The 10,903-nt window shown below is 69.2% G+C and carries 13 protein-coding genes; 7 read left to right on the plus strand and 6 right to left on the minus strand.

The window, feature by feature from the left end; all coding sequences use genetic code 11:
- The first annotated feature begins 82 nt into the window (after positions 1–82).
- Both ACIBG5_RS23925 and ACIBG5_RS23930 read left to right on the plus strand, forming a co-directional pair.
- Positions 83–739 carry a response regulator gene (locus tag ACIBG5_RS23925; RefSeq protein ID WP_396393698.1) on the plus strand — a complete coding sequence of 219 codons (657 nt, stop codon included), beginning with the start codon at positions 83–85 and terminating at the stop codon, positions 737–739.
- Positions 736–1,902 carry a GAF domain-containing sensor histidine kinase gene (locus ACIBG5_RS23930; protein WP_396393699.1) on the plus strand — a complete coding sequence of 389 codons (1,167 nt, stop codon included), beginning with the start codon at positions 736–738 and terminating at the stop codon, positions 1,900–1,902. The genes ACIBG5_RS23925 and ACIBG5_RS23930 overlap by 4 nt, the downstream gene beginning before the upstream one ends.
- Here the strand turns inward: ACIBG5_RS23930 and ACIBG5_RS23935 are convergent.
- A complete protein-coding gene (locus ACIBG5_RS23935) occupies positions 1,899–2,894 on the minus strand; it encodes a class I fructose-bisphosphate aldolase (RefSeq protein ID WP_396393700.1) in 996 nt (331 codons plus the stop codon). The genes ACIBG5_RS23930 and ACIBG5_RS23935 overlap by 4 nt on opposite strands.
- A 35-nt stretch (positions 2,895–2,929) precedes the next feature.
- Positions 2,930–3,829 carry a LysR family transcriptional regulator gene (locus tag ACIBG5_RS23940; protein ID WP_396393701.1) on the minus strand — a complete coding sequence of 300 codons (900 nt, stop codon included), beginning with the start codon at positions 3,827–3,829 and terminating at the stop codon, positions 2,930–2,932.
- A gap of 98 nt (positions 3,830–3,927) precedes the next feature.
- Here ACIBG5_RS23940 and ACIBG5_RS23945 point away from each other — a divergent pair, with 98 nt between their 5' ends.
- The 3 genes from ACIBG5_RS23945 to ACIBG5_RS23955 are packed head-to-tail and all read left to right on the plus strand — an operon-like array spanning position 3,928 to position 6,775.
- A complete protein-coding gene (locus ACIBG5_RS23945; RefSeq protein ID WP_396393702.1) occupies positions 3,928–5,364 on the plus strand; it encodes a form I ribulose bisphosphate carboxylase large subunit in 1,437 nt (478 codons plus the stop codon).
- Between the two features lie 13 nt (positions 5,365–5,377).
- Positions 5,378–5,803 (plus strand): ribulose bisphosphate carboxylase small subunit, encoded by a 426-nt coding sequence (locus ACIBG5_RS23950; RefSeq protein ID WP_396393703.1) that lies wholly within the window; start codon positions 5,378–5,380, stop codon positions 5,801–5,803.
- A 3-nt stretch (positions 5,804–5,806) separates the two neighbouring features.
- Positions 5,807–6,775, plus strand: a complete 969-nt coding sequence (locus tag ACIBG5_RS23955) for an AAA family ATPase (protein ID WP_396393704.1) — start codon at positions 5,807–5,809, stop codon at positions 6,773–6,775.
- Here ACIBG5_RS23955 and ACIBG5_RS23960 read toward each other — a convergent pair.
- On the minus strand, positions 6,769–7,422 hold the full coding sequence (locus ACIBG5_RS23960; RefSeq protein ID WP_396393705.1) for a hypothetical protein: 654 nt from the start codon (positions 7,420–7,422) through the stop codon (positions 6,769–6,771). The genes ACIBG5_RS23955 and ACIBG5_RS23960 overlap by 7 nt on opposite strands.
- A 146-nt stretch (positions 7,423–7,568) precedes the next feature.
- On the opposite strand from ACIBG5_RS23960, the gene ACIBG5_RS23965 reads away from it, so the two are divergent.
- Complete coding sequence (locus ACIBG5_RS23965; protein WP_396393706.1) at positions 7,569–7,910, plus strand: BlaI/MecI/CopY family transcriptional regulator; 342 nt, start codon at positions 7,569–7,571, stop codon at positions 7,908–7,910.
- Between the two features lie 4 nt (positions 7,911–7,914).
- Complete coding sequence (locus ACIBG5_RS23970; protein ID WP_396393707.1) at positions 7,915–8,334, plus strand: cupin domain-containing protein; 420 nt, start codon at positions 7,915–7,917, stop codon at positions 8,332–8,334.
- Between the two features lie 4 nt (positions 8,335–8,338).
- Here ACIBG5_RS23970 and ACIBG5_RS23975 read toward each other — a convergent pair whose 3' ends face one another.
- The 3 genes from ACIBG5_RS23975 to ACIBG5_RS23985 all read right to left on the minus strand — a co-directional run bounded on the left by ACIBG5_RS23975 (position 8,339) and on the right by ACIBG5_RS23985 (position 10,845).
- Positions 8,339–9,034: a DUF4386 family protein gene (locus ACIBG5_RS23975; RefSeq protein WP_396393708.1), complete on the minus strand. Its 696-nt coding sequence runs from the start codon at positions 9,032–9,034 to the stop codon at positions 8,339–8,341.
- Positions 9,035–9,160: 126 nt separating this feature from the next.
- Positions 9,161–9,991 (minus strand): LLM class F420-dependent oxidoreductase, encoded by an 831-nt coding sequence (locus ACIBG5_RS23980; RefSeq protein ID WP_396393709.1) that lies wholly within the window; start codon positions 9,989–9,991, stop codon positions 9,161–9,163.
- A 107-nt stretch (positions 9,992–10,098) separates the two neighbouring features.
- A complete protein-coding gene (locus ACIBG5_RS23985; protein WP_396393710.1) occupies positions 10,099–10,845 on the minus strand; it encodes a phosphotransferase in 747 nt (248 codons plus the stop codon).
- Positions 10,846–10,903: the final 58 nt, after the last annotated feature.

The following is a 10,903-nucleotide window of genomic DNA, read 5'->3' on the forward strand; positions in this document are numbered from 1 at the left end:
CACTCACCCGGCCGGGTGGAGATGCGGGTGAATCCCCCTGAGAACACAAGGTTTCCGGGCCTGCTCCGCTTAGTCTTGGTCTATGACGGCACCGCTGCGACTGGTCCTGGTGGACGACCACGAGATGGTGCTGCACGGCCTGGTCGCGATGCTCGGTCATTTCGCCACCGAGGTGGTCATCACAGGACAGGCGACCACAGCCGCGGCGGCTCTCACGCTGGTCGCCGACGAGCGGCCCGACGTCGTGCTGTGCGACGTGCGGATCGGGAAGGAGAGCGGGCTCGATCTGTGCCGTCAGATCACCGCGCAGTACCCGGAGACCAAGGTCGTGCTGCTGACGGTGTACGACGACGAGCACTACCTGTACCAGGCCTTGCGGGTCGGTGCCTCCGGCTACATCCTCAAGCGGATCGACGGCCAGGAGCTGGTGGCGCATCTGCGCCGGGTGCGCGACGGCGAGACCGTCATCGACCATGCGCTGGCCGGCCGCGTGGCACTGTCCGCGGCGCGGCTCAACGCGGGGGAGTTCTGGCCCGGCGCACACCTCGGCCTCACCCAGCGCGAGTCGGAGGTGCTGGAGCTCCTCGTCTCCGGTCACTCCAACAAGGGCGTCGCGAGCAAGCTCGTCGTCAGTGAGGACACCGTGAAGACCCACATCCGTGGCCTGTACCGCAAGCTCGGAGTCTCCGACCGCAGCGGCGCCATAGCTGTCGCTCTCCGCGAGGGTCTGTTCCGTTGACCACCGCCACAGGCGCCGTGCCCACGGCCGCCGAGCTCGCGAGCTTGCTGCGGGCCGACGGCGTACTGCTGCTGGCCAGCGACGGGCAGGAGCTCACGGTCGCTGACCTCTGGCCGCCGCACCCGTCGGCAGCCGCGTTGAGTATGCCGGTCGGCTTCGGAGTGACCGGACAGGTGGCGCGCAACGGCACACCAGTTGTCCTTGCATCCGACTCGCCGCGCAATGCGCTGCACCGGCAGCTGTTGCGGCTGGAGCCCCGGCAAACCGTCGCCAGGATGGTCCTGCCGCTGCGCGGTCTGGAGGACCGCATCGTCGGCGTACTGGCGGCACATCGCAGTCCGCGCCTGCCGTTCGGTCCCGACGACCTCGCCGTCGCCGAGCCGTACGCCGCCGTGCTCGGGCTGCGGTTGCATGCCGAGCAACTGTGGCTGGCGGTGAACCGCCACCGGACGGAACGCGACCGCCTGATCAAGCAGGCGATCTCGGCCCAGGAAGCCGAGCGCCGGCGGATCGCCTTCGATCTCCACGACGGTGTCACGACAGCCCTGGCGTCGATGGCGTTCCACCTCTCGGCGGCCGACCTGACGGTCTCCGAGCTCAGCGACCCCAAGGCTGCGACACCGGCGAAGCAGGAGCTCGAGCGGGCCCGGGCGGAGCTCGTCAGTGCCCGGGAGCTGGCCGATCTTGCCTATCATCAGACGCGCGCCGCGATCTCCGGTCTGCACAGTCTCGTGCTGGACGACCTGGGCCTGGTCGCGGCGATGGAGTCCCTCGTGCAGACGGCGGCGAGTGGCGGGGAGTCACCCTCGATCGACCTGTTGGTCGATCCTTCGGCGGCTCTGGACGTGATCCCCGACCACGTCGCCGCGGCCCTCTACCGGATCGCCCAGGAGGCACTCGCCAACGCGGTCAAGCACGCCGAGGCCGATCGCGTCGTCCTGTCACTGCGGCGGGTCGGCGACTCGATCGTGTTCGGCTGCGCCGACGACGGCAAGGGCTTCGACCCCGCGGAACGGCGTACCGCCCGCGCATGGGACGCGGACGGTGCGCAGCACTTCGGGCTCAGCTCGATCGCGGAACGCTGCGCCCTGATCGAAGCGTCACTCCGGATCGAATCGGTGCCCGATCGAGGGACGACGGTGCTGGTCGAGCTGCCGTTCTAGCGGATCGCCTGGCCGGCCTGACGGCAGTTGTCCACCAGGATCTGCTGGGCAGTCGCCACGTTCCGTCCGTCGCCACCCCAAGCGCTCAGGGCGTCACTGACCAGCGCGCGCCCGAACGAGAAGGTGACCGGCCACGGGCGATCGCCGAGGCGGTGCAGTTCCCGGAGCGCCTCGCAGACGTGACTCGTCGGCTGACCCCCGGACAGGAACGCGATTCCGGCCACCGCGGGCGGAACTGTGTCGGACAGAACGCCGAAGGTCGCGGCGGCAACTGTGCGTGCGGTAGCAGCGGGGGCATCGAGACCCGGCGTGACGAAGTTCGGCTTGAGCACGATGCCGGACAGGTCGACCTCAGCCTGCGCCAGTTCGTCGAAGAGAACGCTCAGGGCCAGGCTCGACGCCTGTGCGGACGCACCCAGGTTGTGGTCGCCGGTGCACAGAACCTCCGGCTCGACGATGGGGACGATGCCGTGCTGCCGGCACAGGGCGGCGTACCGCGCGAGCGCGTGACCGTTGGCCCGCGCCGAGTACGGCGTGATCGTGGCGACGTCGAAGACCGCACGCCACTTCGCGAACGCGGCTCCGCGCTCGGCGTACGACGCGAGCCGGTCACCCAGGCCGTCGAGCCCCTCGGTGATCAGCGCTCCGCCACCACCCGGCAGCTTGCTCGTGCCGGTGTCGACCTTGATACCGGGCAGGATGCCCAGCTCGCGGGCAGCCTGCGGGAACGGGCGGCCGTCGCTGAGGTCCTGACCGAACGTCTCGTCGCACCAGATCACCCCACTGATCGAGTCGGACAGCCCTTCGGCGGTGATCAGCAGCTCGCGGTAGTCCCGTCGCGCGTTCTCAGTCGATGCGATGCCTTCCTGTTCGAGCCGGGACGACATGGTCTTGATGGACTCGTCGGCGGCCAGGATGCCGCGACCGGCGTGGGCCATCCGACGGGCGGTGTCGGCGAGGGTGGGGAGGTCGGTGCGCAGCGTCGTGGTCATGCAGAGCAGCATGCGGTCGTACGACGGCGCCGTACTCACCCCTTCGGGCGAGACCGGGTGTGAAACGCGGCCGTCCCCACCCGCTCGGGATCGCAGACATGCCGCAGGAACAGGCGGCTCGCGGCGGTCGGGTCGGCGGTGGTGCACAGATGCCACGGCCGATCGACAGGAGTCCCGGGTACGGCGTACGGCGCGAGCTCGCCGGCGTCGAGTTGCCCGAGCACGGCCTCTTCATGGACCAAGGTCAGGCCCAGTCCCTGGCGAGCCGCTGCGACCGCCGCCCCTGACGTCCCGAGGGTCAGCAGCGGTGGCGCCGCTTGGAGCCGGCTCAGCAACGAGAGCGTGGTGTCTCGCGTGCCCGAACCCTGGCCGGTGAGCAACCAGGTGGTGGTGAGCGGGTCTTCGTCGCGACCGGGCCGGCCGACCAGCACCAGGCGGTTCGCCCGGCGGGCGCGCGTGACCAGGCCGGACCCGCGCGGCGGTCGTCCGGCCAGGACGACATCGACGGCGTGGTCCCGGGCGAGGGTGAAGAGCTCGTCGCGGGGGAGGACCGACAGCGACAGCTCGACCTGCGGATGTTCCTCGGCGAACGACGCCATCAGCCGCGGCAGGACGTACTCACTCGCGGTCGCCACCGCGCCGATCCGGAGCCGGCCTCGATCGGCGTCGTGAACGGCACTGGCCGCCTCGGCGAGTAGACCGAGCAGCTTGCGCGCGTACGACGCGAACGTCTCGCCGGCGTCCGTCGCGACGATGCCACGGCCGGACTTGGTGAACAGCGCCGTGCCCAAGGCCGTCTCCAGCGCCGCGATCGCGGCGGACACCGCGGGAGGCGTGACGTGCAGAGCCTCGGCCGCCGCGCGGATGCTGCCGCCCTCGTAGACCGCGAGGAAGGTCTGAAGGCGTCCCCAGGTCGCGGCGGCCGGTAAGTTCATTGTGCACCTATCGCTTAACGGTAAGCGGAGAAGTCTCAATTGTAGTTGACGTATTGCAGGGCGCACGCTGGTGACTCGACAGCTGGAAGGAGCGATCGATGACCAAGGAACGCTGGGACCCGGGGGTGCAGAGCTACGCCGGGATGGGGTACTGGAACCCGGACTACGAGCCGAAGGAGACCGACGTACTCGCCGTCTTCCGGGTGACACCGCAGGACGGCGTCGAGCCGATCGAGGCCGCGGCCGCCGTCGCCGGCGAGTCCTCGACGGCGACCTGGACGGTGGTCTGGACCGACCGGCTGACCGCGAACACCCACTACCAGGCCAAGGCGTACCGGGTGGACGCCGTCCCCGGACGGCCGGGCGAGTACTTCGCCTACATCGCCTACGACATCGACCTGTTCGAGGAGGGGTCGATCGCCAACCTCACCTCCTCGATCATCGGCAACGTGTTCGGCTTCAAGCCGCTCAAGGCATTGCGGCTGGAGGACCTGCGGATCCCGGTCGCCTACGTCAAGACGTTCCAGGGTCCCGCCCACGGGATCGTGATGGAACGCGAGCTGCTCAACAAGTACGGGCGCCCGTTGCTCGGGGCAACCATCAAGCCGAAGCTCGGGCTGTCCGCCCGCAACTACGGCCGGGTCGTCTACGAGGCCTGCCGCGGCGGGCTGGACTTCACCAAGGACGACGAGAACATCAACTCGCAGCCGTTCATGCGCTGGCGGGACCGCTTCCTCTACGCGATGGAGGGTGTGAACAAAGCGGTGGCCGAGACCGGCGAGGTCAAGGGCCACTACCTGAACGTCACCGCCGGGACGATGGAGGAGATGTACAACCGGGCCGAGCTGGCCAAGGAGCTGGGCAGCGTCGTCGTGATGATCGACCTGACCATCGGCTACACCGCGATCCAGTCGATGGCGCACTGGGCCCGGCAGAACGGCGTACTCCTGCACCTGCACCGGGCCGGGCACTCGACGTACACCCGGCAGAAGACGCACGGCGTGAGCTTCCGGGTGATCTCGAAGTGGTGCCGGCTGATGGGAGTCGACCATGTCCACGCCGGGACCGTCGTGGGCAAGCTCGAGGGTGACCCGGCCACGACCCGCGGCTTCTACGACACGCTGCGGGACGACCACGTGCCGGCCAACCTGCAGAACGGGATCTTCTTCGACCAGGACTGGGCCTCGATGCCCGGAGTCATGCCGGTCGCGTCCGGTGGCATCCACGCCGGCCAGATGCACCAGTTGCTCGACCTGTTCAGCGACGACGTCATCCTGCAGTTCGGCGGCGGCACCATCGGCCACCCGTTCGGCATCGCGGCCGGCGCAGAGGCCAACCGAGTCGCGCTCGAGGCCGTCGTCAAGGCCCGCAACGAAGGTCGTGACCTGCTCCGCGAAGGACCCGACGTACTGCGGATCGCCGCCAAGTCCTGTGCACCACTGGAGGCCGCGCTGTCCACCTGGGGCGACGTCACCTTCGACTACACCAGCACGGACGCACCGGACATCGTTCCGACCGCCACGGCAAGTCACTGAAGGGAGCACGATCATGCAACTGCGTCACGGGACCTTCTCCTACCTGCCCGCGCTGACCGACGACGAGATCGCCGACCAGATCCGCTACGCCTTGCGCAACGGCTGGCCGGTCTCGGTGGAGTACACCGACGACCCGCACCCGCGCAACGTCTACTGGGAGATGTGGGGGCTGCCGCTGTTCGACCTGGACGAGCCCGACGGTGTCCTTGCCCAGATCAACGAGTGCCGGGCGACGTACCCGAACCACTACGTCCGGGTGCTCGCGTACGACGCGAGCCTCGGCCGGCAGACCACTGCCATGCACTTCATCGTCCAGAAGCCCGCCGAAGAGCCAGGATTCCTGCTCTCCCGGGTCGAAGGGCCGGACCGGACCCAGCGCTACGCCCTCTCGTCGTACGCCACGACGCGACCGGCCGGAGCACGCTACGGGGACGGGTGACGGATGGACACGCCGAAGGGCTTCGGTGTCCCTCGCCCGGTTCCGGAGGCGGCCGCCGAGGCCGCGGAACCGGAGGTGCTGACGGACGACGCCGAGCTCGACCTTTCGGTCGACGAGGCCGCGGCCAGGGTCGAGGAGACCCTGGCCGCCCTCGACGCGGAGCTGGTCGGGCTCGCCCCGGTCAAGCGCCGGGTCCGCGAGATCGCCTCGCTCCTGCTGGTGGACCGCGCACGTCGTCAGTTCGGGCTGACGTCGTCGCGGCCCACGCTGCACATGAGCTTCACCGGTGGACCCGGGACCGGGAAGACGACGGTGGCGCTCCGGATGGCCGCGATCCTGCACGCGCTCGGGTACATCCGTGCGCCGCGGGTGCACACCGTCACCCGCGACGATCTGGTCGGTCAGTTCATCGGCCACACCGCGCCGAAGACGAAGGAGGCGATCGCCCGGGCGGCCGGTGGGGTGCTGTTCATCGACGAGGCCTACTACCTGTTCCGGCCGGACAACGAACGCGACTACGGGCAGGAGGTGATCGAGATCCTGCTGACCGAGATGGAGAACGAGCGGGGTGACCTGGTCGTCATCTTCGCCGGCTATCCGGACCGGATGGCGACGTTCTTCTCGGCCAACCCCGGCCTGAGTTCGCGGGTTCCGCACCACATCGGCTTCGACGACTACAACCACACCGAACTCGTGCAGATCGCCGACCTGATGCTGACGTCGGAGAACTTCCGTTTCGACGACGCCGCGCAGTCCGCGTTCTCGGAGTACCTGACCAAGCGGATGCGACGGCCTCGGTTCTCCAATGCCCGCAGTGTGCGCAACGCGATCGAGCGATCCCGTCTCCGGCAGGCCCGGCGGCTGGTCGAGCTCCGGCGCCCGTTGCGTAAGGAGGATCTGATCACGCTGACGGCCGAGGACATCTACGGCAGCAGCGTGTTCCTGGCGGATACGGCTGGCGAGGCTCAGTAGGGCGTGCCGGTCTGCCACCGGCGGGGAAGTGTGTCCAGTGCCCGGCGGCCGGCCGGCTTGACTCGTCGGGTCGGCGCGGCCGACGTCACCCGGCCTTCGACCTCGTCCCAGAGCGCGTCGAGTTTCGCCCAGAGCACGTGCGTGCAGTAGCCCGGAAAGCCGGTGTGTGGCAGGTGTGGGTGCGGCCGGGTCGGCGAGGTGGCGATCGCCCGCGTGAACCGTTCGCGCAGTCGGGCGTCGTCGCCGGTCTCGAGGTGCTCGGCGAGCATCGCCGCCAGACGGCGCTCGGCGGCGATGGTCCGGGCGAGGTGAGTGCGGACCCCGGCCCACACCGAAGCCCACGGCAGGGGGACTGTCTGGGCTTGGCCGTACTCCTTCGCCTTGGCCTTCACCAGCGTCACTTCCAGTCGACGGATCGCCCGCAGGTGGTCGCGGACCTCGGCCCGACCGGCCGGGAGATGCTTCGCGATCGACGGAAGCAGAACCCGGGTGGCCGCGGCCGTGTGGCGGCTGGCTTCGGCGAGGAACCTGTCGGTGTTCATCCGGGCCTCGCCGGGCTGGCCCGGCGACCCGCGATGTGCGGCGGCCTGCAGCAGATTCAGCAGAGCAGCGTGGCGTTCTTCGACTTCACTCAAGAGTGTTCGCATCGGTGCACCTCGCGAGCTGGGGGCTGGGAGCTCCGAGTCTCCGGCTCCGTTCACAAGCGCACAAGGCTGATCTTCGGCTCACCCCCGCACTCACCCGTCAGGCGGAAGGGAGGCGGGGAGAACGCTTGTAGATGTAGGTGGTGGACATGAGGACCAGACGCGGCGCGGGCGAACTCGAGGGTGCGGTACTCGCCACGTTGTGGGCCGCCGAGCGACCGTTGTCGCCGGTCGAAGTGCATGCCGCGATGGCCGGCGACCTCGCCTACACCACGGTTCACACCATCCTGACCCGGCTCGGCCGCAAGCGCCTGGTCGCCCGCGTGCAGGCCCGCTACCACCCGACCAAGGACGCCGCGGAACTCGTCGCGGAGCAGATGCGCGCGGCTCTGGAACTCGGAGCGGATCAGGCCGAGGTCCTCCGGCGCTTCGTCCGATCGCTGGACGGAGCCGACGTGGCCGCGGTGCGAGCCTTGCTGGCCCGAGAATGAACGCATGGACAAGCCTGCGTTGGCGGATGTGCTGGGCCTGGAGTCACACCCCGAGGGCGGGTGGTACCGGGAGACGTGGCGCTCGGAGGTGGAGTTCGAACCCGAGGGGTACGGCGGAACGCGCGCCAGTGCGACCGCGATCTACTTCCTGCTCGCGCCGGGCGAAGAGTCGCGATGGCACCAGGTGCGCTCGGCGGAGATCTGGCTGTGGCACTCGGGCGGCCCGTTGACCCTCGAGTACGGCGAAACCCCGGAAACCGCTGAGGCGGTCACCCTGGGACCGGACGTGCGCGCCGGCCAGCGACCTCAGGTGGTGATCCCACCCAACGCGTGGCAAGCGGCACGTCCGGCCGACGACGAACCCGTCCTGGTGTCCTGTGTGGTCTCACCAGGGTTCGACTTCGCGGACTTCAGGATGCTCTAGGCACTCAGGTCTGCGGTACGGCGGCCTCGCCGGTGGTCACCTCCGGAAGATGTTCGCGCACCATGTAGCCGCCGGCGCAGACCAGCCAGACCGAGGACAGCAGCAACGGGACCGTGGTCATCAAGGTGCCACCGGCAACGAACGTGCCGTCGGAGACGAACACCCCGAAGGCACCGGCGAAGGACACCACCGCGGCCAGCAGGCCCAGGTACCCGAGCCAGTTCGGCATCAGCCGGGTCCGCAGTACGCCGATGCCCGCGGCGGCCAACGGCAGAGCGGCCGCGAAGCCGATCATCGTGCTCATCACCGCGGTCACCTCGAACAGCATCAAGGAGAAACCGGCGTCCCGGCCGTCGACGCCGAAGGCGGTCGCGCCGGTGAGGGCGGCGTTCACGAAGATCGCGCTACCGACCAGCACCGAGCCGGCCAGCAGGGCGAGGTGGACGTCACTGCGTTCGGCCCGCTCCCGCATCGCCTCGGCGAACGCGGCGGCGAACCAGATGATCAACCCCGCCGCAGCGCACCACATCAGCGAGCCGATCAGGATCGAGTTCCGGTGGTCGGTCAGCCAGCCGGTGATGGTTCCGTCCGAATCGCCGACCGTCGGAGGGGTGCCGGGCAGGAATCTGCCCAGGAGAGCCAGGACGACGAAGGCCAGTCCGGCGAAGCCGCCCCAACGCAACTCATGTCGCTCAGTCATGGGGAAACACCTCCACAGCGCACCGCACGATGTGGTGCGTCTACTGCCGATGTTCCCTCGTTCCGGCGGGGATTCAAGGGGTGCCGTCCGGCGAACAGGCGCGTCGTCGGACGGCTCCGCCGATCCCTATCCGAGAACCGTTGCCAACGCCTCGTACCCGGGCAGCAGATCGACCCCCTCAGGCCCCAGCAACTGGATCGCGACGTGGTCCGCACCGGCCTCCAGATGTGCGTTCAGACCGTCGGCGACCTCCACCGCCGAACCGTGCAGCACCATCGCGTCGACCAGCCGGTCACTGCCGCCGTCGGCGATGTCGTCCTCGGTGAACCCGAGCCGCTTGAAGTTCGAGGTGTAGTTGCTCAACTGCAGGTACGACGCCAGCCGGTCGCGAGCCGTGGACCGCGCGATCTCGTCGTCGGTCTCCAGCACGATCATCTGCTCCGGCGCGAGCAGCACCCCGCCGCCGAGGGTCCGGCGCGCTTCGCGGGTGTGCTCCGGCGTCGTCAGATACGGCAGCGCGCCGGCAGTCCGGCTGCCCGACAGTTGCAGCACCTTCGGGCCGAGCGCGGCCAGAGCTCGCCGGTCGGCCGGCACCTTCGCGTCGTCCAGCTCGTCGAGGTAGCTCACGATCGTCTCGTACGGCGACCGGTACTCGCCGGTCCGCTCCCGGTGGCCGATGCCGACCCCGAGCAGGAACCGCCCCGGATGCTCGCCCTCCAGGCGGTGGTACGACGCCGCCACCTCGGCCGCCGGCGACTTCCACATGTTCACGATGCTGGTGCCCACAGCAACCGAACTCGTTGATGCGAGCAACACTTCCGCATCGCGCAGGTCCGCCTCGGGCGATGCCCCCAGCCACAGGGTGCTGTACCCGGCCTGCTCCAGCCCGGCCGCCAGTTCCGGGCCCCAGTGCGGCGATCCGTGCCAGACCCCGAACCGTCCCAGTTCGACCGCCACGTCGTTCTCCTCTCGTCGACCGATCTCAGGGTGCAACCCGGAGCGGGCGGGCTCCACGGACAAGCATCCCCGACGACGCGGAGGGGGCGTCAATGATCGTTGTCACGTCAAAGGTGGGCGGCGATCTCCGGGACCCGTCGCCGCAGGTCCTTCAACCGGTGTTCGGTGCGCTCGGGTTCGCCGACGGTCGCGAGGTTGAGCATGCCCGGATCGCCGGCCAGTTGACCGGCGCGGATGACGCGAGCAGACCGTTGCGCGCGCAACGGAGCGCCCTCGAGGATCTGCAGTGGCGTGAACACGTCACCGCCGTACGCCTCGGCCATCAGCCGCAGTCGGCCGGCCTGGTAGGCGGGATCCATCGGCATCGCGAGTGGCGCTGTGTTCCAGGCGGTGAAGGCGATGTCGTCCAGCGGCACACCCGGGCCGGCCATGTCCCAGTCGATCACGCCGCTGAACCCGTCCTCGGTGCCGATCCAGTTGTAGTACCCGTAGTCGTGCATGCAGATGATCTGGCCGGCCGCGAGTTCACCGCGGCTCGTTCGCCAGACGACCTCGCCCACAGGCCGGTACGACGCGACTACGCGGTGGTACTGCGCGAGCCAGTGCATCGCGTCGGCCAGCACGTCGTCGGGCACCTCGGGGCCGTACGACGTACCTGGCAGGAAGTCGAGGATCTCGCGTCCGCTGTCGTCGAAACCGTGCACCCGCGGTACGCCGGTCAGTCCGGCGGCGGCCAGGTGGTCGAGCAGTCCATGAACGGCCGGCGTCCACGGTCCGGTGGCCCGCCGTACGGTGTCGCCGACGCGGACGGCACCACCGACGTTGCCGCCCGGCAGAGCGATCTCATGCTCCATGTCACGACCTTCCTCAAGCGTTTCAAACGGGGCACCGGACGAGCGACGGACGCTGCCC

It is taken from the genome of Kribbella sp. NPDC050241, from assembly GCF_044459685.1.
Classification (GTDB): Bacteria; Actinomycetota; Actinomycetes; order Propionibacteriales; family Kribbellaceae; genus Kribbella.